General features: G+C 70.6%; 20 protein-coding genes and 1 pseudogene. 10 read left to right on the top strand and 11 right to left on the bottom strand.

The annotated features are described in order from the left end of the window. Window positions 1-38: 38 nt before the first annotated feature. Window positions 39-2210, bottom strand: a complete 2172-nt coding sequence (locus ACIBSV_RS33490; RefSeq protein ID WP_395869783.1) for a hypothetical protein — start codon at window positions 2208-2210, stop codon at window positions 39-41. A 115-nt stretch (window positions 2211-2325) separates the two neighbouring features. Between ACIBSV_RS33490 and ACIBSV_RS33485 the strand changes: the two genes are divergently transcribed. Both ACIBSV_RS33485 and ACIBSV_RS33480 read left to right on the top strand, forming a co-directional pair. After that, entirely contained in the window at window positions 2326-2808 is a 483-nt protein-coding gene (locus tag ACIBSV_RS33485; RefSeq protein WP_395869781.1) for a hypothetical protein, read from the top strand. A 130-nt stretch (window positions 2809-2938) separates the two neighbouring features. Further along, window positions 2939-3283, top strand: coding sequence for an SH3 domain-containing protein (locus tag ACIBSV_RS33480; protein ID WP_395869779.1), 345 nt, complete (start codon window positions 2939-2941; stop codon window positions 3281-3283). A gap of 255 nt (window positions 3284-3538) precedes the next feature. Here the strand turns inward: ACIBSV_RS33480 and ACIBSV_RS33475 are convergent, their stop codons facing one another. From ACIBSV_RS33475 to ACIBSV_RS33465, 3 genes are all read right to left on the bottom strand, one after another. After that, on the bottom strand, window positions 3539-3865 hold the full coding sequence (locus ACIBSV_RS33475) for a hypothetical protein (RefSeq protein ID WP_395869777.1): 327 nt from the start codon (window positions 3863-3865) through the stop codon (window positions 3539-3541). Between the two features lie 198 nt (window positions 3866-4063). Further along, the gene (locus ACIBSV_RS33470) at window positions 4064-4552 is read right to left on the bottom strand and encodes a VOC family protein (RefSeq protein ID WP_395869776.1); all 489 of its coding nucleotides are present in this window, start codon (window positions 4550-4552) and stop codon (window positions 4064-4066) included. 153 nt (window positions 4553-4705) lie between these two features. Further along, window positions 4706-5761: an RNA ligase family protein gene (locus tag ACIBSV_RS33465; RefSeq protein WP_395869774.1), complete on the bottom strand. Its 1056-nt coding sequence runs from the start codon at window positions 5759-5761 to the stop codon at window positions 4706-4708. Between the two features lie 454 nt (window positions 5762-6215). Between ACIBSV_RS33465 and ACIBSV_RS33460 the strand changes: the two genes are divergently transcribed. Continuing rightward, on the top strand, window positions 6216-7796 hold the full coding sequence (locus ACIBSV_RS33460) for an MFS transporter (RefSeq protein ID WP_395869772.1): 1581 nt from the start codon (window positions 6216-6218) through the stop codon (window positions 7794-7796). A 135-nt stretch (window positions 7797-7931) separates the two neighbouring features. On the opposite strand, the gene ACIBSV_RS33455 is transcribed toward ACIBSV_RS33460, so the two are convergent. Continuing rightward, window positions 7932-9491, bottom strand: coding sequence for a hypothetical protein (locus ACIBSV_RS33455; protein WP_395869770.1), 1560 nt, complete (start codon window positions 9489-9491; stop codon window positions 7932-7934). Between the two features lie 541 nt (window positions 9492-10032). Between ACIBSV_RS33455 and ACIBSV_RS33450 the strand changes: the two genes are divergently transcribed. From ACIBSV_RS33450 to ACIBSV_RS33440, 3 genes are all read left to right on the top strand, one after another. Further along, window positions 10033-10464 carry a hypothetical protein gene (locus tag ACIBSV_RS33450; protein ID WP_395869768.1) on the top strand — a complete coding sequence of 144 codons (432 nt, stop codon included), beginning with the start codon at window positions 10033-10035 and terminating at the stop codon, window positions 10462-10464. Between the two features lie 742 nt (window positions 10465-11206). After that, a complete protein-coding gene (locus ACIBSV_RS33445) occupies window positions 11207-12856 on the top strand; it encodes an FAD-binding oxidoreductase (protein WP_395869766.1) in 1650 nt (549 codons plus the stop codon). 362 nt (window positions 12857-13218) lie between these two features. Next, window positions 13219-14301, top strand: a complete 1083-nt coding sequence (locus ACIBSV_RS33440; RefSeq protein WP_395869764.1) for an alpha/beta hydrolase — start codon at window positions 13219-13221, stop codon at window positions 14299-14301. 196 nt (window positions 14302-14497) lie between these two features. Here the strand turns inward: ACIBSV_RS33440 and ACIBSV_RS33435 are convergent, their stop codons facing one another. Beyond that, complete coding sequence (locus ACIBSV_RS33435; RefSeq protein WP_395869763.1) at window positions 14498-15133, bottom strand: TetR/AcrR family transcriptional regulator; 636 nt, start codon at window positions 15131-15133, stop codon at window positions 14498-14500. 103 nt (window positions 15134-15236) lie between these two features. Between ACIBSV_RS33435 and ACIBSV_RS33430 the strand changes: the two genes are divergently transcribed. The 4 genes from ACIBSV_RS33430 (at window position 15237) to sigJ (ending at window position 18733) form a co-directional block, all read left to right on the top strand. Then, window positions 15237-16001 (top strand): SDR family oxidoreductase, encoded by a 765-nt coding sequence (locus ACIBSV_RS33430; RefSeq protein ID WP_395869761.1) that lies wholly within the window; start codon window positions 15237-15239, stop codon window positions 15999-16001. A 321-nt stretch (window positions 16002-16322) separates the two neighbouring features. Beyond that, window positions 16323-16697: a hypothetical protein gene (locus tag ACIBSV_RS33425; RefSeq protein WP_395869759.1), complete on the top strand. Its 375-nt coding sequence runs from the start codon at window positions 16323-16325 to the stop codon at window positions 16695-16697. A 104-nt stretch (window positions 16698-16801) separates the two neighbouring features. Further along, complete coding sequence (locus tag ACIBSV_RS33420; RefSeq protein ID WP_395869757.1) at window positions 16802-17545, top strand: SDR family oxidoreductase; 744 nt, start codon at window positions 16802-16804, stop codon at window positions 17543-17545. Window positions 17546-17764: 219 nt separating this feature from the next. Continuing rightward, on the top strand, window positions 17765-18733 hold the full coding sequence (gene sigJ, locus ACIBSV_RS33415) for an RNA polymerase sigma factor SigJ (protein WP_395870003.1): 969 nt from the start codon (window positions 17765-17767) through the stop codon (window positions 18731-18733). A gap of 85 nt (window positions 18734-18818) precedes the next feature. Here sigJ and ACIBSV_RS33410 read toward each other — a convergent pair whose 3' ends face one another. The 5 genes and pseudogenes from ACIBSV_RS33410 to ACIBSV_RS33390 all read right to left on the bottom strand — a co-directional run bounded on the left by ACIBSV_RS33410 (window position 18819) and on the right by ACIBSV_RS33390 (window position 23620). Further along, window positions 18819-21416 (bottom strand): oligopeptide/dipeptide ABC transporter ATP-binding protein, encoded by a 2598-nt coding sequence (locus ACIBSV_RS33410; RefSeq protein WP_395869755.1) that lies wholly within the window; start codon window positions 21414-21416, stop codon window positions 18819-18821. After that, window positions 21413-21850 (bottom strand): oligopeptide/dipeptide ABC transporter ATP-binding protein, encoded by a 438-nt coding sequence (locus tag ACIBSV_RS33405; protein WP_395869753.1) that lies wholly within the window; start codon window positions 21848-21850, stop codon window positions 21413-21415. The genes ACIBSV_RS33410 and ACIBSV_RS33405 overlap by 4 nt, the downstream gene beginning before the upstream one ends. 58 nt (window positions 21851-21908) lie before the next feature. Next, window positions 21909-22391, bottom strand: coding sequence for a carboxylesterase family protein (locus tag ACIBSV_RS33400; protein WP_395869751.1), 483 nt, complete (start codon window positions 22389-22391; stop codon window positions 21909-21911). Then, window positions 22309-22488, bottom strand: a pseudogene (locus ACIBSV_RS33395) (carboxylesterase family protein); the annotation flags it as partial. The gene ACIBSV_RS33400 and the pseudogene ACIBSV_RS33395, both read right to left, overlap by 83 nt. Window positions 22489-22810: 322 nt before the next feature. Next, on the bottom strand, window positions 22811-23620 hold the full coding sequence (locus tag ACIBSV_RS33390; protein ID WP_395870001.1) for an ABC transporter ATP-binding protein: 810 nt from the start codon (window positions 23618-23620) through the stop codon (window positions 22811-22813). Window positions 23621-23644 lie beyond the last annotated feature (24 nt).

Genomic DNA, 23644 nt, shown 5'->3' with positions numbered 1-23644 from the left:
GAAGTCCGTTCATGGCCTCGCCGAGGCCAACGCTAGCACTACGCGGGGATCAGGTCGCGCAGGTTTTCCGGGGTGAAGATCCGGGAGTCCGGGTGCAGGCCGTCCGGGCGGGCCAGGCCGATGTAGGTGACGGGGCCGTCCGGGATCGTCTCGGGGTCCCACAGCGTGGTGGTCGCGGCTCGGTCGGCCATCAGGTCGGCGAGGTATTCGATGGTGAGATGCTCGCGCTCGAGCATGCCGCGCAGCAGGGTGGCGACGGACACCCGGTTCCCCTCGACCGTGTTGGAGTCGGGGGCGCCCTGGAGGTACAGGTGCAACCACTTGGCGCGCCAACGGCCGTCGCTCCCGCGCAGGAACGCCAGCGGCAGCGCGACCCGGCCCGGGCCGCGCAGGTCCGACTTCATCCGCACGGTGCGCGGCTCGAAGGGACGACCCTGCTGCTCGGCGTCGCGCAGCATGAAACCGAAGAACGACTCCTCGACCTGCTCGAAGCCCTCCCCCGAGTAGATGTCGACCTGCGGGACGATGTAGCTGCCGGTGACACCGCCCAGGCGCAGGTTGATGAACTCCGAGGCGCCGTCGGGCGCGTCGGTGATGTCGCCGGAGTGCTCGCCCTCGTACGAGGTGAGGGCGGTGAAGGACAGCCAACCGACCGTCGCGTACGCGTCGTCCAGCATCAGCGCCGACAGGTCGTAGTCGGTGCTGTGTCGGGTCTGCTTCCAGTACACGAAGAACCGCAGCAGTTCGCCGTCGACGGGGGAGAGCGAGCCGCGGGGCAGTACGCCCAGACCGGCGGCCGTCGCCTTCCCGCTGAGCGGGAGCGCGACGTCGAGGATGTCCGGGTCGATCAGCAGGTGCCCCGGCTCGGGGAGGCGGCGGCGCGTCTCGGCGTCCAGAGCGGCGATCAGCCGCTCGCGCTCGGGCGATGGCACCGGTGCGCGGGTGTCGGCGGCCGCCCAGGCGCGGCCGAGGCGGTTGACGAAGATGCGGCGTGCGGTGCTCTCGTCGCTGCGGTTGTGGAAGTGCTCGCGGACCGACAGCAGGACGCGCCCGGACACCCGCGCCGCGAGTTGCTCCGCGGCGGCCACGACGGCGTCGCGCTCCTCCTGGGTGCCGCACGTGCGCAGCAGGCGGTCCAGGGCGCGAAACAGCCTGCCGGGAGCGGCCGTCAGCAGGCGCGTCGCCCCGGTGACGTCGCCGGCGCGGAGCAACTCCTCGACGCGGCTGTCCAGGGACGGCGCCTTCAGTTCGCCCCGGGCCACGGCGAACACGTCGGCGGCGTGCGGCCAACGGGGGTACTCGTGCGGGTGCAGCCGCTCGCCGAGGCGCTTGAAGGGCTCGCGGTGCGCGGTGACGTCGGCGAGTTTGGCTGGGGTGGCGGCGACGAGCGTGTCGAGGGCGGCGAGCAGGGCCCGGCGTACGGGACGGGACAGGGCCTTGAACCGGGTCGGTTCCACGAGGGTCACGTCGCCGTCCGCGAGCGCGCAGGCCAGGCGGAGCACGTCGGTGACGGTGTCCACGAGGAGGTCCGCGCCGATGTCGAGACGGGCACGGTTGACGACGGCGCGGTTCTCCCGGATCGGGATCGCCTCGGGCCTCGGGCCGTTGGCGCAGTGCGCGGCGAGCACACCCAGGTCGCGCAGACCCTCGTCGCCCAGGGGGGTGGTGCTTCCCGCCAGGGCCAGGTAGAGGGCGGTGACCTCCTCGTCCGGGGCGCCACCGAGGTGCAGGATCGTCAGGCGGTCGCCCGCGGCGGCGATCAGCTCGTCGTGGGCCGCGAGCATCTCGGCATACGTGTGCCGGTAGTTGCCGTACGACGGCAGGGTCAGCAGGTCGACCACGCCGGTGCCGAGCCGGGCCGGTACGTCGTCGTGCGACGCCTCGTCGGCGAGCGCCTCGACTATGCAGCGTGTCCAGAACTCGACGGTGTCCGGCACGTTGGCCGGGAAGTCGATGAAGTAGCTGTTGTGCTCGACGTGGTCACCGACCATCTCGCGGACGGTCTTCAGCGTACGCGTGGCGATGTCGAGGACCGTGTCCTGGGCCAGTCCCGACAGCCGTTCCAAGAGATCCGCCGACATCTTGAAGCCCACGGTCAACAGCGCGGCGTCGAATTGCCGTGCGGCGACGTCGCCTTGCCCGGTGGGTCCGGAGGGGACCGGGAGGCGGCGGGCATGTCGGACGATCAGGGCTTCGAGAGAGTGGGCCATCCGGCATGGTCCCAGACCGCGCCGAGCGCCCGCACTCGGGTTTCCGGGCGCCGGCGGGCCGCGGCCGGGCCCGGCGTAGACTCCCCGGCCGAGTCGGAATGCCTTGGAGGCGCTTGTGATATCCCGCCCGTTGGCGGTGTTCGACCTGGACGGCACCGTGGCCGATACTCGTCACCGGTTGCACCTCGTCGAGTCGCGTCCGCGTGACTGGACGGCGTTCTTCGCGGCCGCGGCGCACGACGCGCCGCTCGCGGAGGGCGTCGCGCTCGCGAGGGACAGCGCCGAGACACACGAGGTGGTGTACGTCACCGGTCGCCCGGAGCGCTGCCGCCGCGACACCGTCGCCTGGCTGGACCGGCACGGCCTGCCTTCCGGCCGGCTGCTGATGCGCGCCGACCGGGACCGCCGTGCGGCCCGTGTCGCCAAACCCGAATTGTTGCGCAAACTGGCTCGGGGTCGGACCGTCGCCATGGTCGTCGACGACGATGCCCAGGTCTGCGACGCCTACGAGGCCGCGGGATTCCGCGTGGTCCGGGCCGACTGGATGCCCACCTCGGCGATCCTGCGGCAGGCCCAGAACGACGAAGGCCGCACCTGATCCTGTCCCGCGAACTCCCCACCGCAGCAAGGCTTTGGCGCCGCCGTCGCGTGAATTGGATATCCGTTGGAGGCGGGCAACGGGAAGGATGGGCCCGACCCGTTTCTCCCTTCGACCAAAGGAATCACCAGTGAGCAAGCTCGGTCGGAGCGCCGCCGCGGTAGTGGCGTCGGTGTCGCTCTTCACGGGTGTGGGCGTCGCGCTCGCGCCGTCCGCATCCGCCGCGAGCCACCCGGCGTGCTACCGGGATCTCAGCGATCACACCGCCAAGATCACGGGCAACAACGTCAGCCTGCGCAAGGCCAAGGGCACCTGGAACCCGATTCTGCGGGTGCTGCAGAAGGGCGCGAAGGTCACCGTCTACTGCCAGGGCGTGGTGTACCGGGACGGCGACGCCGAGGCCAGTGAGTGGTACTACGTCAAGCACCAGGCGTCGGGTATCAAGGGTTGGGTTTCGATCAAGTACGTCCGCTGACCGACCGTCCCGAACGCGGCCGCGTGCGGCCGGCCACCCGATCCCGGCACCCGGGATCGGGCCGCCGAAGCACGGTCGGCGCTCTCGCGCTCGGTCGAGACGGGGGAGCGACCTCGTCCGAGCGCGGGAGGCGGTCGGCCGCACTCCACCGGCACCGAGTGTGGGAGGCAGTCGGCCGGCCCCACCGGTACGCGGTAATTCGGGCTCTCCGCGGTGGCGCGACCCGGCCCTCGCTCAAGCCCCGTGTGGGCCCGGTCATCGACTCCCGGCCGCCGCCCCCTTGCCCCCGTCCGACCAGAGCTCGTACTGGACCAGGAGCAGCCAGGCGCTGAACCACGGCTCCTGCGGCAAGCCGGCGGGGGCGCTCGGACCGCCTTCCAGATGGCTCCGGTACGCGTGCGCGTACGTGTCCAGGACGAGATCCACCGCCGCGTCCCGATCACCGGCCAGCCGTACGGCGGCCAGGTACACCCGCTCCACGCTCCGCAGCGCCGCGTCCGTGAACTCGTCGGGTTCGTACGGGTCGCCACCGGAGGGCGTGGGCGGGTGAGGGAGTGCGGATTCGACGATTTCCAGGCTCATGACAGCTGCTCCCGAGGTGGTATGCCAACACCTCAACCCTCACGCCTACGACGTCGTCGATCAACGCCCGATGCCCGCCTCATCGTTTATCCCCACTCAACGAACCCCGCCTCCCGAAGCCCCGCCATCCGACGGGCGGGGTCGGTGGTGCGGTGGTGTGGTCGTGGGGGCGGGGTTCGGGGGATGCGGGGGCGGGGGTCAGGAGCCGGTGCGGGGAGGGTTGGGTTCCGTCGATCGGGGGGTGTCGGGTTCGGGGTGGTCGTTGGGGTCGGTGAGTTCTTGGAAGAGGGAGATGTGGAGGTCGGCGGGGGCGTCGAGTCTGGAGTTCAGGGAATTCCAGGGGGTGAGGGTGGGGGGTGCGATCTGGGTGGCGCCTGCGGCGACGAGGTGGGTCGTCGCGGTGCGGGTGTCGTCGACCTCGAAGGCGATGCGAATTCCGGGTGCGACCTGACGGCCGACCTCGACGTCGTCGATCATTCGCTTCTGTTCCGGGTTCGCGATCTCCAGGGTGGCGCGGCCCGCGTCGAGGATCGCGACGCGGGCGCCGCCGTCCCCGGAGAAGGCGGCCTGCTCGGGCAGGCCGAGGGCGTCACGGTAGAAGGCCAGGGCGGCCTCGAAGTCGTCCGCCTCGACGACCAGGCGTAGTTGACGTACCTGCGGTGTCTTCGGAGCCTCGGGGGGCGTCATGTTCTCTCCTGGGATGAGTCGACGGGATGTCTCGCCGCACGCCGAGCCGCCGTACGGGTCGACGTGCGACCCGGATGGATCGAATGCATCGAACGGCTCCACTATCGCGGTATCCGTCTCGGAGTCGGGCATTGATCCCGTGTCGCGCGACGGCTACGGCAGACGGCGTCCGGGGCGGGCGGCCCGGCGTTCGTCGGCGTCGAAGCGGGTCAGGGCGCGTGCTCCCGGTTCGAGCGCGCGGATCAGGGCACGAAGGTGCGCGCCGGGCAGGCCGCCCACCGCGTCGGCGATCTCCTCCGCCGCGTCGCGGGTGATCTCCTCCACCACGGCGTCGGCGGGGGCGCGTGGCCCGAGCTTGCTCACCGCCGCGGCCGCGCGAGTGGGGGTGAGCAGGGCCGCCGCCCGGACCAGGAGCCACGCGGGCACGCCGGTCGCGCCCTCGGGCGGCGCGAGGTACGGGCGGGAACCGGCGAAGCGCTCGTCCTCGGCGAAACCGTTCTGCTTGACCTTGGCCACCGGGCGGGCGCCGGAGCCCTTCGTTCCGGCGTCGCCGTGCTCCCACCAGTCCCCGGCGGGCTTGAGTACGTACCCCTCGGCGAGGTTGCCCACGAGTGCGGGCAGCCCGAACAGGCCCGGAACCAGGCTGGGATACGCGCACGGCAACCGCTGGAGCGAGTTGAGCGAACCGTGCGCGAGAGTCGGTACGCAGCGCAGCCCGGCCCCGGCCGCGGCATCGCGCAGAGCACGCTCGGAGATCCAGCAACGCCCGTTCTCGGTCTCGACCGTCGTGTCGAACAGCAACCAGTGCAGATCCGGTGTGTACCAGACGCCGGTCTGCACCGGCTCGACCGCGGAATCCGCGGGAACATCCGGATGCGGGTAGTGCCCGCCGGCCAGTTCACCATAGATGGTCACCAAGGCCGCGTCGCCCCACACACCGCGCAGCTCGGCGGCGAATCGTGCGGCGGACACCGACAACCCCGGCCAGATCCTGCTGACGCCGAAGAAGTCGTCGAGCAGGTCGTCGGAGAGCAGTTCGCGTCGCTTCGCGGGCCGGACCCCAAAACCGTCGCACACCACCGCGAAGTGCGCCCCGTGCACCTTCTCCTGCGCGAGCCATTCCCGACCCCCGGCCATCCCGAGCCGCGCCTTCGCGGAGATCTTGGGGTAGGGAATCCAAACGGAACTGTCGGACGCGGCCTCGGACATGTCGAAATCCTCCGGCGTACGCCCGATCGCGGGCAACAGGGTTTCCGGGCGGCGGCGGTACGACGACAAGCACCGGGTGCGGGCAACGATCCCACCGGTTGCGCCGCGTACGTGGCCGACGTCTGCGGCCATGAGGACTCGCGTCCCCGCGTCTCGTACCGCGCCCGCGCCCGTTGCCCCGCGCCCGTTGTCCCTGCGCCCTGTGCCCTGCGCCCTGTGCCCTGGGCGCGACGCCCCGGCCGCGCGTGGCGACCGCCGCGGGGGCACCGGACGCCGGCGCCTCTCGGGGGTGCCCCCGAGGCGGCACCGATCCACGGCCGTCGTATGTGAGACAAGTCATCTGACGGAGCGTCAGTTCCAGAGTGGCGGCCCTTGATCACGTGCACGGTACATGCGTGACTGTGATCGATAGTCGATCGATGACGGGCGCGGCTCGCCGAGTCTCAGGAGCAGCATGGAACAACCCCGTGACCATTCCGCGTCGCCCCCGACCGGGCCCGACGCCGGGCCCGAGGCCCACCCGGCCACACTCGGGGCGCGAGTGCGGCGGCGACTGCTGGTGCCGGTGCTCGCGTTCGGTGGTGTCCTGATGGCGCTGATGCAGACCGTCGTGGTGCCCATGCTGCCGGACCTGCCCCGCGCGACGGGTTCCTCGCCCTCGACGGTGAGCTGGATGCTCACCGCCACCCTGGTGACCGGCGCGGTGCTCAATCCGGTCCTGGGTCGGGCCGGGGACATGTACGGAAAGCGCCCGGTGCTGATCGGCGCACTGGTGACGATGACCGTCGGGTCGGCGCTGTGCGCGCTCACGTCCGACATCCGGGTGCTGATCGCCGCCCGTGCGATGCAGGGCGCGGCCGCCGCGGTGGTGCCGCTGGCCACCAGCATCCTGCGCGACGAACTCGCGGGGCACCGCATCGGATCCTCCGTCGCGCTGATGAGCTCCACCGTCGGCATCGGCGCGGCGCTGGGCCTGCCGCTGGCCTCGGTGGTGGTCGAACACGCCGACTGGCACGCGCTGTTCTGGGTGACCACCGCGCTGGGCACGCTCACCGCGATCGCCTCGTGGTGGGTGGTTCCGAACTCCCCGGTGCGTACCCGCGGCCGCTTCGACGTCGCGGGCGCGGTGCTGCTGTCGGTGGGTCTGGTGGCGCTGTTGCTGGCGCTGTCCAAGGGCGCCGTCTGGGGCTGGGGCAGCATGCCCGTGGCCGTGTCGGCGGCCACCGGCGTGGTGGCCCTGGGCCTGTGGGTCTGGCGCCAACTGCGGGCCCGTGAACCGCTGGTGGACCTGCGGCTGGCCGGACGCCGTACCGTGGCGCTGCCGCACACCGCCGCCCTGCTCACCGGCTTCGCGTTCTACGCGAACTGGTTGGCCACCGCGCAACTGGTCCAGGCCCCCACCTCGACCGGGTACGGCCTGGGCGCGTCGGCGCTGACCGCGAGTCTGTGCCTGGTGCCCGGAGGACTCGTCATGGTCTGCATGTCCTCCGTCTCCGCGCGACTGTCGGCCGCCCGGGGCGGCCGCTGGACGCTCCTGGCGGGATCCCTGGTGATCGCCGGAGCGTACGTGTTCCGGATCTTCACCAGCGGCACCCTGTGGACCATCGTCCTGGGCGCGACCCTGTGCTCGGTCGGCACCGGGCTGGTGTACTCCGCGCTGCCCACCCTCGTCCTGCAAGCGGTGCCGCAGGAGCAGACCGCCTCCGCGACCGGTCTCAACGTCCTGATGCGCACGATGGGCCAAAGCGTGTGCAGCACCACGGTGGTGGCCGTCCTGGCACAGTTCACCACCGACGTGCACGGCACCGCGTACCCCACCCTGCACGCCTACCTCATCGTCTTCGCCCTGGCTGCGGCGGCGGCCCTGGCCGCCGCCTGCACCGCGGCGGCACTTCCCGGAAGGCCCTCGGCGAAATCGGTCACCGACCCCGCACCCTCCGCCGCGCCTGCCGCCGGACCCGCCACCGGCACTGCTCGCGCGCGGGTCCCGGTGGCGTCGGCGCCGCCGAAGTGGCGTTCGGCACCGGCCTATTGACCGCTCGACCGCGCGACCGCCCGGCCGAGGGCGTGCGAAGGCCCCGGCGCATCGGGTGTCCCGTCCGATCGGACGGGGCCGGACGATGCGCCGGGGCCGGTCACGCGATGCCGCGCGAGCGGCGCGCCGGGGTGGTCACGACAGGGTCAGCGTGATCGTCCCGCCATAGGTGCCCGGTGCCGCGTACGCCGGTACGGTCAGCGCCAAGGCGGCGTCCGCGGTGAAAGTGCCGCCGGTCGGGCCGGCGCCCGGAGCCTGCGTGCACAGGGTCGCGCCGGACCCGATCGGGCCGGTCGATCCCGAGGACACGGTGGACGGGCTTCCCTGGGCCGCCGCGCAGGACGGCGTCCAGGCCACGTTCGCGGCCGGGATGGTGCCCCGGTCCGACGTCAGGTCGGACACCGACCCGGTCAACTGCCAACCGAGTTCGCTGCCGCGCGCGTCGACCACGGTCACCCGGTTCAACGCCGCGTGCATGGTCTGCACCCGGCCATTGAGGGTGGTCGTACCGAAGTCGATCCCCGCCGCGGTCTGGGTCATCGTCAGGCCGCCGGGGGTGATCGTGCCGGTGAGTGACTGCTCCAGGCCGCCGCCGCCGTCGGTCACCGTGAACGGCACCGACATGCCCTCGTCCTCGAAGCCCGCGACGGCGCGAATCGCGGCGTCCTCGGCGGCCCCGATCACGTACTCGGCGGCGAACTTGCCGTCGGGAGAGGTCATGACACTGATCGGGACGTCGGAGATGTTGCCGTCCGCGTCCACACCGCTGATCTGGAGTTCGTAGTTGGGAACCCAGTCGTGGCCCTCGAGCCTGACCACGGTGCCCACCGGACCCGAGGTCTTGTCGGCCGTGAGCACCCGTTGCCCCGGCACGAACGCCTTGATGGAGAGGGTGTCCGTCGCCTCCTTGGAACCGTCGGAGACGCGCACGACGTAGCGGCCGTCGTCGATGCCGAACGGGTACAACATCGCGGTCCCGGTCAGGTTGCCCTGGGCGTCGATGGCGAGCGTGTTCATCAGGAACTTGCCCGCATCGCATCCGCTGCCGTTCGCGTCGCACAGCGCCACCTGCGGAGTGCCGTTCGGCGCGAACCTGCTGCCGGTGAGCGTGATGGTCGAACCCGAGTAGACGTCACCGTCCGGTGCCTGGAGAACCGGCAGCTCCACCTCACCCGGCTCCACCGTGATCGACGCACCCACCGGCACCGTGGTCGTGGGCAGGCACCGGGTCTCGGAGTCGAAGCCGAACGCCTTGGTCCACGTCGAGTGCTGAAGCGGCGTCAGGTTCACGGTCCCGGCGTCGGTGAGGGTGACGGTGCCCTTCATGTCGGTGACGATCAACTCCTGGCCGAGCGGGGTCTCGGGATTCTTGCGTTCACCCTCGACGTCCATCTCTCGGATCTGCGCCCCCGACAACCCGATCCTGCCCTTCGGCAGCGTCGAGTCCTTCTCCACCTTGGTCACGATCGGCGTGTTCGGCGGCACGACGCCGTACGACAGCCACTTCCAGTTCACCGTGATCGTCTCGCCCACCTTGTACGTGGGTTTGACCGGGTCCACGGAGATGTCGACCTTGGTCTGCGACGGGTCGATCGGAAGGTCCGGCAGCGTCTGGTTCGTGCATTGCGACGTGTACTCGATGGGCGCGGCATGCGCGGCCGGCGCCAGTGCCGCGATCCCCGCCATTCCCAGCATCCCCGTCACCACGACGGCCGTGGCCCTGTGGGGAATCAATCTTCGTAACCCCAAAACCGTGCTCCTTCGTGAACTGATCCCCACCCGCCGGGGACGAGTGGGAGATCGCTTCCGCAAGTCGTCCCGGCTCCGGGCCACGCGCGATCGACATCCGTCGGATGCGGGGCGGCATGCGAAGGTCCAATGATGCTGGGGAATCTGTACGCAAATCGCTCGGAAATCAATAGCGGTGAACAGTCGATTCAGGTGACACGTGTCGACTCCGCGCGTGGTCTCAAATCCAAGATCATTCACCGGCGCCCGGATTTCACCGTCGTTACGGTTTCCTCTCGAAGGGTCTTGACCTGCGGGCGATCCTTAGGGAGCTTTGCTTTGTCGCATTCGCCGAACGGCCGGCAGGATACGCGACCGCACGGCTACGTCCGGGCTGCCCGGCCCGGTTCTCACGAATGGCAATCACTGCATCACGTTCGGCGCTCGGGGCCACGTGTGCGTTGCGCAGTCCCGCGCTTCGAGGTCGATGCGGAAGGGACTACTTCTCATGTCGAAGATCAGAAGCGCGGCCATCGCGGGGGTGTGCGCGATCGGCGCCACCGCCGCCATGGTCACCCCGGCCTCCGCGGCGGGTACCGGCAAGGCGACCTACGACTGTGGCATCTACGGCAGTTCGGTCGGCGCCACGTTCAACCGCAGCGCGACCAACCTGCTCACGCTGACGGCCAGCATCACCTACTGGGTGCCGACCGCCATCCCGGCGGGTGGCATCACGGGAACGCTCACCGGCAACCAGAGCGGCCTGGCCAACCCCACGGCGATCAGCGCGGGGGTGCACACCAGCATCGTCCTGCAAAAGGCGGCCAGTGTGGGCATCCCCAGCGCGCCGAGCAGCATCGTCATGACGATCACGCCGCCCGGGCTGACCGTCACCTGCACCCTGAAGGCGTCCCCGGCTCCGACCGGCTTCCCGATCTGATCGACTTCCGATCCGGTCACGATCCAAACGGACCGGACGCGGTCGAACGGGACACGCGTGCACGGTTGAACATCACGCGCGTGCGGACGAACCGAACCGGTTCGGTCGCCGGCCTCGGGTACCCGTGGTGGATGCTGTCCGTAGTGCAAGTACGGACAGAACCACGGGCACCCTCGGCCCCGGCCGAACCGCCACGCCAAGGCACCGCCCGGGACGCGGTGGGGCATACGGGAGTACGAACGTACAACACGCCCCGGTGCCCCACGCAAGCCTGGGAACACCGGGCCGAGTTCCCGCCCGAAGGCGGGGGCTCGGCCGCGTGCGGATACGCCGGGGACGGGCAATCGGTGATCGCGTGTCGAGGTCGAGCGCGAGTTGCGTGCCAGTCGAGTGCGACCCTCGGCGCGAACCGAGTCCGAACCGGGTGTGCGCCGACTCCGGGCCGGGCCCGATCCGATAGCGAGACGATTCCGAGTCGATACCGAGCCGGTACCGAGCCGATTCCGACAACAATCGAGCAGTATCAAATCGAGATCGTCCTCTTCGAATTGCGACGTCTTCGTGGTCCGCCTTCATTCGATGATCCACGGTGCTTCCGATGGCATATGCAAGCACACAATCGGGTTCTCCGAATATCGGACCGGAGGGGTGGTGTTCTCACCCGATCGGCGGAGTAACAATCAGTTCGGCGGTCATAACTTGGAGTGAGTGATTGGTGGACGCTCAGCTCTGGGGGTTTGACATGCCGACGAATCCGATCGAAGTGGGCTCCGGGGACGCGCGCTACGACGCCCTGCGCCGCGGGTTCAATCAGCGCTGGATCGCCCGGCCGGACTATGTGGCGGTGGCCACGACGGCGGACGACGTGGTGGCGGCGCTGAGAAAGTTCCTCGCCGACCCGGCCAATGCGGGTCGGCGGATCACCGTGCGCTCCGGTGGCCACTGCTACGAGAACTTCGTCTCGTCCCCGGACGTCGCGGTCATCATCGACGTGAGTGGGATGAATCGCGTCTACTTCGATCCCCGGGAGAACGCCTACTGCATCGAGGCGGGGGCGACGAACTGGCACAGCACCACCGGGCTCTACGCCTCTACCGGCATGGCGCTGCCCGGAGGTTCCTGTTACTCGGTCGGGCTCGGCGGCCACGTGTCCGGCGGCGGATACGGCCTGCTCTCCCGCTTGTTCGGCCTGACGGTCGACTACCTGTACGCGGTGGAGGTGGTCACCGTCGGGGACGACAGGCAGCCGAGGAAGACGATCGCCCGCAAGGACGCCGCCGAGGAATCGTTGCGCGACCTGTGGTGGGCGCACACCGGCGGGGGAGGCGGCAACTTCGGGGTGATCACCCGGTATTGGTTCCGCGACCTGCCGCAACCACCGGCCCGCGTGCTGCTGCGCTCCGTCGCGTGGAAGTGGTCGGACTTCGAAACGCATCCCGAACTCTTCACATCGCTCGTCCGGCGTTACGGGCAGTTCTTCGAGGCCGAGGCCGCGGGCACACTCCCGGCCGCCTTCGGCGACTACACGTACCGCGACATGTTCACCCTGCTCAAGCTCACCCACATGAGCAACGGCAAGGTCGGTCTGACGATCCAGCTCGACGGCACCAGGGCGGACTCCGTCGATCGCCTCGCGGCCTTCCTGAACTGGATCACCGAGGGATTCACGACGCCGGAGGGGCCGCTCGTGGAGGAGTCCGTGCTGGACCGACAGATGGGTGAACACCCGGCGCAGGCAGCGCTGTTCGTCCCCACCCGGCTGCCCTGGCTGACCGCCACCCAGAGCCTGAACGATTCCGGCCCCAACCGTTGCGGCAAGTACAAGTCCGCATACATGACGCGGGGCTTCACCGACGAACAGATCGACGCGATCCACGAGCACCTCACCGACCCGGACTACTGCAACCCGGATGCCTTGGTGCAAGTCGACTCCTACGGCGGGGCGATCAACGACGTGGCCCCCGACGCGACGGCCGTGCCGCAACGCTCCTCGATCCTCAAGCTCCAGTACCAGGTGTATTGGGCCTGGGGCACGGACGCCAACAGGGACGGCGTATTCGACTACCAGGACGCCGAAATGGACCCGGAGATCGCCGGTCCGCATCTGCGCTGGATCCGCAACCTCTACCGGGCGGTCTATCGGGACACCGGCGGAGTGCCCGTGGTGCCCGACCCGGCACTGCCCGAGACCCTGACGGCGAACACGGACGGCTGCTACATCAACTACCCGGACGTCGACCTCTCGGACCCGACCCTCAACGAGTCGCGCGAGCCGTGGCACCAGCTCTACTACAAGGACAACTACCGGCGCCTCCAGAAGGCCAAGAAGCACTGGGACCCGCACGACATCTTCCGCAACGAGCAGTCCATCCGGCTGCCACAGGCCCCGTAGACCCCGCAGGCCGAGGCGCCCGCGGCCTCGACGCGGCCGCTGATCCGGTCGAGGCCGCCGCCGGCGACGTGCGCGCGGGCCGGGGGAGTCGGCGGCACGTCGCGGGCGGGGGCGGCGAGAGAAGTCGATACGGGACGTCGGTGCGGCAGCCGCGCGAGCCCGGATCGGTCCGCGAGGACGGGTGTCGCCGTCCCGCCGCGCGCATGCGGCGCCGCCCCCGTCCCGACACGGCGAGATCATCGGTGATTGACTACGTCGCGTGGACATCGCGCGAGCGTTCCTTCATGCACGGAGGTGTCGATGAGGGGTTCCGATCGGGCTGCCGGCTGCCGATGTGCGTTCTCCCGACGGGATGGCCTGTCGTGAGTGTGGGAGCCGGCGTGCCGGCGGAGCCCGGACCGGTTTCGACGACCCGGGTCGCGCCCCCCTTCGACCCCGAACTGAGCGCGGCACTGGCGGCCTTCGGTGACGAGGGCAGGGAACCGCTCACCCCGGAGAACCTCGCCGCCCGGCAGGAGCGGGATGCCGCGACCCGGCCCAAGCCGACGGCCCGGGACCTCCGAGCCGACGGCCGTTTCGAGGTGGACGAGTTGCGCGTGCCCGGGGCGTCGGGCGGACCGGACGTCACGCTGGTGAGCGCACGCCCCGCCGGGATCGACGGGCCGCTGCCGCTGCTGTACTACATGCACGGCGGCGGCATGATCATGGGCAACGCGTGGTCCGTACTGCCGCAGTTGCTTGGCGAATGGGCGCTCCCGCTGGGGCTGGCCGTCGTCTCCGTCGAGTACCCGTTGGCGCCGCGGGCGCGGTACCTCGCCCCGGTGGAGGACTGCCACGCCGGGTTCGTCTGGGCGACCGCGCACGCGGCCGAACTGGGCATCGACGCGAGCCGCGTCGTCATCGGAGGAAAGAGTGCCGGTGGTGGACTCGCGGCGGCACTCGCCCTGCTCAACCGCGACCGGGGCGGGCCGACACCGATCGGGCAACTGCTGCTGTGCCCGATGCTCGACGACCGCGCCGACACCTTCTCCGCTCACCAGATGGCCGGCATCGACACCTGGGACCGAACGTCCAACGTGACCGCGTGGCAGGCGCTGCTGGGCGACCGGTACGGCGCCGCGGACCTGTCGCCCTACGCGGCGCCCGCCCGCGCCACGGATCTGTCCGGGCTGCCCCCGGCCTACATCGAGGTCGGGTCGGCCGAGACGTTTCGGGACGAGGACGTGGCCTATGCCAATGCGATCTGGCAGGCGGGCGGTCAAGCCGAACTGCACGTGTGGCCGGGGGCCTTCCACGGGTTCGACACGTTCGTGCCGGAGGCGGCGCTGAGCCGGGACGCCCGCGACGCGCGAATGCGTTGGCTTCGGCGTGTGCTCGTCCAGTCCGCGTCCGCGTCCGCGTCTGGGGCCGGGGCCGGGCTCGAAGGCGAGACCGAGGCCGGGTGAGGCGGAGCCCGAGTCCGATGTGGGCGGTGGGCGCGTCTGCCGAACGCGCGGCGGCGGCCGGACGATCGGGGTCCTGAGCGCGCCGGACGGGCCCTGCCCTGAGTGCGCCGGACGGGCGGGGACGCCGATGACCGGCGCGAGGGCCATGTGCCGCGCGCGGCTCTGCGTTCGGGAGAATGCGTGTCGGGGGTCTCGCTCACGCGCCCCGGTCGGTGCCGGTGATGTCGTTGCCGAAGGCGGCGGCGAGTGCTTTCGCGATCAGGTCGGGCAGTTCGGTGCGTCCGTCGTCCTCGGCCCAGCGCACCAGTGCCGTGTGCATGGCGGCCAGGCAGGCGCCGGCCGCCGCCTGGGCCCGAAACGCCGAGTCGGGGTCGCCGGCCTCGTCTCCGAGGGCGTCGACGATCGCCTGTTGGAGCGCGTAGTGGTTGTCCAAGTGTCTGGCGCGCAGGGCGGGCGTCGAGATCATCAGCCGGAGGCGGGCGAGCAGGAACCGCTTGTTCGCCGACGGATCGTCCCCGTCGCCGCGACCGGTCAACGTCGTGGCCGAGTCGACGAGTGCGGTGCCGATGCGGTGGACCAGGGGTTGTGCGGAGGGCGACGCGAGGATCCGTTCGGCGACGAGCAGGCCGTGGTGGTCGGCGAGCACGAGGTCTTCCTTGGTGGGGAAGTGCCGGTACACGGTCATCGGCGACACGCCGGCGGCTTCGGCGACGTCGGTCATGGCTGTGGCGTCGTATCCGCGCTCGGTGAACAGCCGTACCGCGTGCGCCTGGATCGTGCGCTGGGTCTCGGCTCGTCGTTGCGCTCGCAGGGTTGAGTGCTGGTCGGCCATGTGGTAGACCCTACCTGAGTGGTAGTGACTATCAAGTCGGTGGTTGCTACCAAGTCGGTAGTGACTATCCAATGATGGTTGCTGACATCACGGGGAGAACGGCATGACTGATCCGACCGGAAAGACGGCTCTGGTGACCGGGGCGTCGCGCGGCATCGGACGGGCGATCGCGACCCGGCTGGCGGCGAAGGGGACGGTGGTCGCCGTACATTTCGGCACGGACGAGGACGGCGCGCGGGCGACGGTCGACGAGATCGAGCGCGGCGGCGGGACCGCCTTCGCCGTAGGGGCGGAGTTGGGTGCCGACGACGACGTCGAGACGTTGTTCGCGGGAGTCGAGGCGGGTCTGGCCGGACGGCCGCTGGACATCCTCGTCAACAACGCGGCGGCCGCGCCCGCCGGCCCGATGGGAGTCACGACGCGGGCCGAGTTCGACCACCTCTTCGCGGTGAACGTGCGCGCGCCGTACTTCATCATCCAGCGAGCACTGCCCCTGCTCCGCGACGGTGGGCGCATCGTCACCATCTCGTCCGTGGCGACCCGGATGGCCAACCCCGGCCAGACATCCTTCGCGATGACGAAGGGCGCGGTCGAGACGATGGGCATGACGTTGGCCAACGAACTCGGGACCCGCGGAATCACGGTGAACGCGGTTGCCCCCGGCGCCACTCGGACGGCGAGCAACACATCGGTCTTCGAGGCGCCGGGCCTGGCCGAACTCATCGCCGCGAGCACGGCACTCGATCGGCTGGGCGGGCCCGACGACGTCGCCGACGTGGTCGTGTTCCTCGCCTCCGACGCCGCGCGCTGGATCACCGGACAGGTCATCGACGCGAGCGGTGGCCTGTTCCTGGGGCCGCGCGCCTGATCGCCGGTCGTCGACGCGAACTCTCCTGCGACGGACGCGACTTCGTCCGCGTGATCCGCCGCGGCGGGCTCGTGGGCCGCCACCGGGAGTACGGCGCGAACCCGGTCCGGTTCGTCGAACGCCTGGGTGCGAGGCAACCTGGAGTGGGGCGGAAACTCCCACCGCCATCTGATCGCGGACAAAGTCGGGGCTTCGATCCTGTCGGATCGCGACGCTGCGGGAAAGGGCCGGGCACGGGCGCGGACCGCGCCCGCGAAACTCGCCCCGAGCGGGGCACGCCGGCAGGGCCGGGAACCACCGACCACAGCAAGGGGATTCGTCGTGCTCGAAGGAATCGTGATCGTGTCCGGAACCGGGACCGGCGTCGGAAAGACCTTCACCACCGCGGCCGGATTGGGCACGCTCAACGACACCACGCTGACCTTGGAGGCGCCGGCCGCGCGAGACGTACGCTGTGCCGGAGCCGTGATCGGGGCCTGGCCGACGGAACCCGACCTCGCCGCCCGTTCCAACCTCGCCGATCTCACCCACACGATCGGCGAACCGCCGGCCGGCGCCCTCGCGCAGGGTGCCGCGACGGCGCCCGACTTCCGGCGGGTCGCCGAGGTGGGACTGGCACCACGTCTGGGCGGGACCCTGGACCCGGCCGACTTCGTCCGACGCAACCGGGAACCGGTCGGCGTCGACGCGCCGTGACGCGGGCGCAGCCGGTACCGCCGGCCCGCGACGGGTGGTTGTGAGGCCGGTCACAGGTCGCCCGTACGTGTCACAGCCGAGGGGGGAGGGCTGTCCTAGAGGCCATGACGAACTCGGAACAGACCACAGTGTTGATCACCGGCGCCAACAAGGGACTCGGCTTCGAGGCGGCTCGGCGCCTCGGGGAACTGGGTTGGACGATCTTTCTCGGCTCGCGTGACGAGGGCCGGGGACGGGCGGCCGCCGACAAGCTGACCGACGGCGGCGCGAAGGTGGTCATGGTCCCGCTGGACGTGACCTCGGACGAGTCGGTCACCGCGGCCGTACGGCTCGTTCGAGAGCACACCGACCGGCTCGACGTGTTGATCAACAACGCCGGCGCGCCAGGGAGGGGCATCGCGCCCGCGGACGCGACGGTCGAGGAGATCCATTCGGTCTACGACACCAACGTCTACGGACCGATCAGGGTCACCCAGGCGTTCCTGCCCCTGCTGCGGGCGGCGGAACAGCCGCGGGTGGTGATGGTGTCCAGCGGCGGCGGTTCCTTCGCGGTCGTGACCGATCCGGCCCAGCCCTTCTCGAAGATGCACGAGCTGGCCTACAGCTCGTCGAAGGCGGCGCTGAACATGCTCACCGTGCGATACGCACAGGCACTCCCGGGGATCAAGTTCAACGTCGCCACTCCCGGCGAGGTCGCCAATCGCAAGTTCGCCGCCACCGACATGAATCGTCACACCGGCGAGCTGACGGTCACCGAGGGCACCGACTCGATCGTCAGGCTCGCGCTGCTCGACGCCGACGGCCCGACCGGGACTTTCACCGACCGGCTCGGCCCCGTGGCCTGGTGAGCGCCACGCGACCTGCCCGGGGTCGACGCCGGACGGCCGGCACGTGCAGCCGGCATCGACCCCGGGTCGTTGCACCGCGGGTGATCGAGCCGCGTACGTCATGATCATCGGGCCGGCCGGCTTCGGATAGCCTGCCGAACGTCGCGCGCGATCGGAAGCGCCGTCGAGCCAGGGGGTGTGGAGATGAGTCGCGAGACGCCGGTCGGCGCGCGGGAATCGATGTCCGGGTCGGCGGACGAGGCGGACGACGCGGACGTGGCCCGGTACCGGCCGCTGCTGTTCTCCATCGCCTACGGGATGACCGGTTCCGTCGGCGACGCCGAGGACATCGTGCAGGACGCCTTCCTCGGCCTGACCCGGGCGCGCCGGGCCGGAACCACGATCGTCGATCCGAAGCCGTACCTGACGACGGCGGTGACGCGGCTGGGCATCAACCACCTGGGTTCGGCGCGGGTTCGGCGGGAGAGGTACGTGGGGGAGTGGCTGCCCGAGCCGGTCGTCACGCCCGCCGACGGAGCGGGTCCCGCCGAGCACGCCGAGTTGGCCGACTCGCTGTCGATGGCGTTCCTCGTGTTGTTGGAGTCCCTCTCTCCGGTGGAGCGAGCGGTGTTCATGCTGCGCGAGGTGTTCGGTTACGGCTATCCGGATGTGGCGGGGGCGACCGGCAAGACCGAGGTGAACTGCCGGCAGATCTTCACGCGCGCCCGGCAGCGCATCGCCGCCGCGGGGCGGGTGCGGGACAGCGTGCCGCCCCCGGCGCGGCGGGCCGAAGGCCGGGAACTGGCCCGCAGGTTCTTCGAGGCCGCCGACGGCGGCGACATGGACGCGCTGCTCGGCATGCTCGCACCGGACGTGGTGTTCCATGGGGACGGCGGCGGCAAGGCGCAGTCGATCGGCCGGCCGCAGACCGAACCGGGGCGTGTCGCACAGTTGCTCGTCGGCGGATTCCGTCGGGTTCGGATGCTCGGCGTCTCCGTCCGAGCGGTCCGGGTCAACGGCCGGCCCGGGGTGGTGATGTACGACGCCGAGGAACGCGTGGCCAGTGTGGTCGAGTTGCACATCGTCGACGGTGTGGTCCGGGCGATCCACTCGGTGGTCAATCCCGACAAGCTCGGCCACCTCGGACCGGTGTCCGATGTGGGGCTCCTGCCGAAGCGCGCCGGCGCCGGCGAGGGTGCCGACGCCTGAACCCGATCCGACCGTCCCACGTCCCATGTTCGCCGCGACCGCGAGCGGTCGCCCGTGGCGTCTCGCGACGCCACGGGCGACCGTCCTACCGGGGTGCGACCACCCACGCGACGTCCGGCAGGTAATTGGGGGCGGAGGTGAAACCGGAGAGCTTCTTGCCGTTGAAGGCGTAGATGCCGTCCATCCGCATCACGGACACGAACCAACCCTGGTCGACGACATAGCGCAGTACCTCCTCGTAACGCGCCCCCTGCCGGTCGGCGGGCGCCGCGGCGGCCTCGGTCAGCCGGCGGGTGAGCTCGGGGTCCTCGGAGGCGAACGGGTTGAACGCGGTGGCGTGTGGCAGCAGCCAGTCCAGCGACATCAGATAGGTGGGGGCCGCGCCGTAGCCGAAGGCGAGCACGGGGAACTTCTTGGAGGTGGCGTTGGCGAGCCACTGGCCGACGCTGGTGTCGGTGGTGACCTTGGCGTTGACGCCGATCTGTTTCCATTGCTCGACCACGGCCTGGGTGACCAGGTCCATGCCGAGCAGGTTCGTGGTCTCCATGTCGAACGAGAAGCCGTTGGGGTAACCGGCCTCGGTCAGCAACTGTTTGGCCTTCGCCGGGTCGTACGGATAGCGCCGATCGGTCTCCGCCGAGAAGCCGTCGGCCCCGGGCAGGGCGACCTGGGTGGTGGGCTGTCCGTACTGCCGGACCAGGGCCTTGGTGATCGACTCGCGGTCGACGGCGTGGTTGAGCGCCTGTCGGACCCGGACGTCCTTGAGCGGCGGCGCCACCGTGCCGGCCCGGTCGACCAGGTCGACGCCGAGGGTGAACAGTGGCGTGTTGCTGATCTCCAGGCCGCCGGATTTGGCGGTGTCGACCTGGCCGGCGGTGATGTTCAGGACGTCGGCCTGGCCGGTCTTGACCGTCTGGAGGGCGGAGTTGGGGTTGGGGATGACCTTGATGACCACCGTCTTCCAGTGGATCCTGCTCTTGTCCCAGTACCGGGCGTTGGGCGTGTACGTGTAGTGGTCGCCCGAGACCGTGCGGCCCGCGTCGAGGACGTAGGGGCCTGCGCCGAACGAGGCGGTACCCATCTTGGCGGGGTCCGCGAGGCCGGCCGGGCTGATCACCGAACCGACCAGGGACACGTGGTCCAGGAGCCGGGGCAGCACCGGGTTCGGGGTGGCGCAGTGGATGCGCACGCTCAGCGGGCCGGTCGCGGTGATCGACTCGATCGACGACAACCAGGAGACGTTGAGCCCGTTCTTGCGGGTGTAGTTCAGCGACGCGGCGACCGCCTCGGCGGTCAGCGGCGTGCCGTCCGCGAACGTCACGCCCTCGCGCAGCTTGAACTCGAAGTCGGTGTTGCCGGTGCCGACATAGCCCCATTCGGTGGCCGGCGCGGGTTGGGTCCTGCCGTTCGGGTCGAGCCGCAGAAGCGTGTCGTAGGTCAGGTTCACGAACCAGTTGTCGGAGCCGACATTGGCCTTGGCCGGGTCGAGGCTGGCCGGCGGGCCGAGCGAGACGAGGGTGAGCGTGTCGCCCTTGCTGCCGGAACTGCCCGTAGACGAGCCGCCACAACCGGCGGCGACGAACACGAGCGCGGCAACGGCCGCTACCGCATGGGCTATTCGGAGTCTTCGCAAGACGATCCCTCTCTCACGTGGTGACCGGTGGGAACCGGGTGCCGCTTCGCCGAAGGGTTCACGGCGACGGGATGGGGGTGCAGTTCGGCACTGCGGTGGCACGCGGCCGTGTGTGTCCGACGGGCCCGGGAGGGGCAGCGGTTCGGGGCGGACGGTGTGGCAGATGTCCACCGCGTGCGCGCAGCGGTGCGCGAAGACGCAGCCGGCCGTCGAGGGCGGGCGCGCCGGCTCGGCCGCGACGCGGCGCTGCCTGCGGGCGCGTTGCGCGCGCGGGTCCGGGGCCGGCACGGCGGCCAGCAGGGTCTGTGTGTAGGGGTGGACGGGGTCGGAGTAGACCTCGTCGGCGGTGCCGGATTCCATCACCCGGCCGCGGTAGAGCACGATGATGCGGTGCGACAGGTGCCGGACCACGGGCAGGTCGTGCGCGATGAAGAGATAGCTGAGCGCGAACTCCCGTTGCAGGTCCCCCAGAAGATTCATCACCTGGGCCTGGATCGACAGGTCGAGCGCGCTGACCGGTTCGTCGCAGATCACCAGCCGGGGCGAGATCATCAGGGCTCGGGCGATCGCGATCCGCTGGAGCTGCCCGCCGGAGAACTGTCCCGGGTAGCGGTCGGCGGTGTCGGCCGGCATGCCGACGCGTTCGAGCATCGTCGCGACGCGCTCGTCGATCGCGGCCCGATCCGACCGCCGCTGCGCCACCAGGGGTTCGGCCAGGGTCCGGCCGATGGTCCGGGCGGGGTTGAGCGAGGAGTACGGGTCCTGGAAGACCACCTGCAGGCGGTCGGCCAGGCCGCGGCGCGTGGCGCGGGCGGCGTGCGTGATGTCCGTGCCCTCGAAGTGCACCCGACCGGAGTGGATCGGGTTCAGGCCCAGGACGGCGCGCCCGATGGTGGACTTGCCGGAGCCGGATTCGCCGACCAGGCCGACGGTCTCACCTTCGCGGATGCTCAACGAGACGCCGTCCACCGCGCGCAGCGGAGGTGTGCTTCGGCCCTGGCGGAACTCGACCGCCAGGTCGCGGATATCGAGGACGAGGGGTGGTGTCATCGGCGGGATCCCTCCGTGAGCAGGTGCTCGGCATGCACGCATCGGGTGAGCCGCTCGGGTGCCGGTTCGACCAGGGCCACCGGCTCGCGCGTGCACGCGTCGCTCACGCGCGGGCAGCGTGCGGCGAACGCGCAGCCGTGCGGCCGGTTTCCGGGCGCCGGGACGGATCCGGGGATGGTCGGGAGCGGGCCGCGGGCGCCCGCGTGGTGGGGGTTGGCCGCCATCAGCCCGGCGGTGTAGGGATGCAGCGGTACCTCGAACATGGCGTCCACGCCTGCCTGTTCGACGACCTGGCCGGCGTACATGACCACCGCGCGTCGGCACAGGTCGGCGACCACACCCCAGTCGTGCGTGACGATGAGTACGGCCATTCCGGTCTCGGCCTGGAGGGTGCGCAACAGATCGAGGATCTCCGCCTGGACGGTGACGTCCAACGCGGTGGTCGGCTCGTCCGCGATCAGCAGCCTGGGTTCGCCGGCTGGCCGAACAGGGTCACGTTGCCGGGTCGCCGCCGAAGGCCGCGATGTTGTCGCGGACCCAGGCGAGCGCGGCGCGTTGGTCGAGCAGGCCGAGGTTTCCGGAGTGCCGGTAGCCCTCGCCGAGCAGTTCGCCGAGGTGGAGGAACCCGAACGCGCCGAGGCGGTAGTCGACGGTGACCACCACCACGTCGTGCCGCGTCGCCAGGCGGGCCCCGTCGAACACCGGGTCGCTTCCACTGCCGGTGAGGAAGGGTCCGCCGTGCAGCCACACCATCACCGGCCGCCGCGCGGTATCGGGGCCGGGTGTCCACACGTTCAGATTCAGGCACTCCGCCTCGTCCTGAACGAACGGCGGATGGCCGAACATGCGTTCCAGGACGGCGTCGTGATTCTGCGGCGCGGGCCGGACCGTACGCCCGGGCGTCGCGAACCCCGATCCAGGGCTCCGGGGGCTGCGGCGGGCCGAAGCGCCGCGTGCCGATCGGCGACGCGGCATAGGGAACGCCCTTGAAGGCGTAGGCATTTCCGTGCGCGGTGCCACGGATGGCGCCGTGCGTGGTCGACGCGATCACGTCGGGAGGAGAATCCTGCATGCCGATGGTTCCCTTCGGTCCGCGCCGGACACCCGAGCGGCGTCCGACGCGGAGGTCGATATGCCGTTGGCATGACGACAGTCAAGGAAACTCGATCGATTGTCTCGGGATGTGAATGCGCGAAGACGGCCGCCCGGTCGCCGCGCCGGCCCCCGGCCGCGCGTGGGGCGAGCGCGTACTCCGGCGTCGTGGGGGCGCCGCGGCTCCGCGGGATGGCGATCGGTGTGGGTCGGCGCCCGGTGCGAGGGCTGCGATTCCCCCGGCGTGGGAACGGCCGAGCGGCCGACCGCCGGTTGGGCGGGTCGGCCGCTCGCGCGGGAGGTTACGCCTTGACGGACGGCTCGGTGGCCTCCCGTCGGCCGCCCAGTGGAATCACCAGCGGTACGCCCGACACCGGGCACGGGATGACCGACGTGCGCAAGTCGAAGACCTCGTGGACCAGTTCGGGGGTGACGATGTCGGCGGGAGGACCCGCGGCCACGACGCGGCCGGCGCGCATCGCGACGAGATGGTCGGCGTAGCGGCACGCGTGGTTGAGTTCGTGCAGGACCATGACGACGGTGCGTCCGTCGGTGCGGTTGAGGTCTGCGACGAGTTCGAGCACGTCGACCTGGTAGGCGAGGTCGAGGTAGGTGGTGGGCTCGTCGAGCAGGAGCACGTTCGTGTCCTGGGCGAGCGCCATCGCGATCCACACGCGTTGCCGCTGGCCGCCGGAGAGTTCGTCGATCGAGCGCTCGGCGAGCGCGGTGGCGCCGGTGACCGCGAGGGCACGATCGACCACGGCCTCGTCGGCCGAGGACCACTGCCGCCACCAGCGCTGGTGCGGGGTACGGCCGCGGGCGACGAGATCGCGTACGGTGATGCCGTCCGGCGCGGTCGGCGTCTGGGGCAACAGGGCCAGGCGCAGGGCGAGTTCGCGACCGGGCAGGTCGGCGATGTCGCTCCCGTCCAGGTGCACGACACCCGCCGCGGGCTTGAGCAGGCGGGCCAGGGCGCGCAACGCGGTGGACTTGCCGCACGCGTTGGGGCCGACGAGCGCGGTGACCTTGCCGGCGGGGATGTGCAGATCGAGGTCGTCGGCGACGACGCGGTCGCCGTAGCCCAGACGCAGGCCGTGGCCGGACAGCCCCATGGTGTCGAGTGCGCTGGTGGTCAC

Origin of the sequence: Embleya sp. NPDC050154 (genome assembly GCF_044460165.1) — a bacterium.
GTDB lineage: Bacteria > Actinomycetota > Actinomycetes > Streptomycetales > Streptomycetaceae > Embleya.
This window is presented reverse-complemented; position numbering and strand designations above follow the sequence as displayed.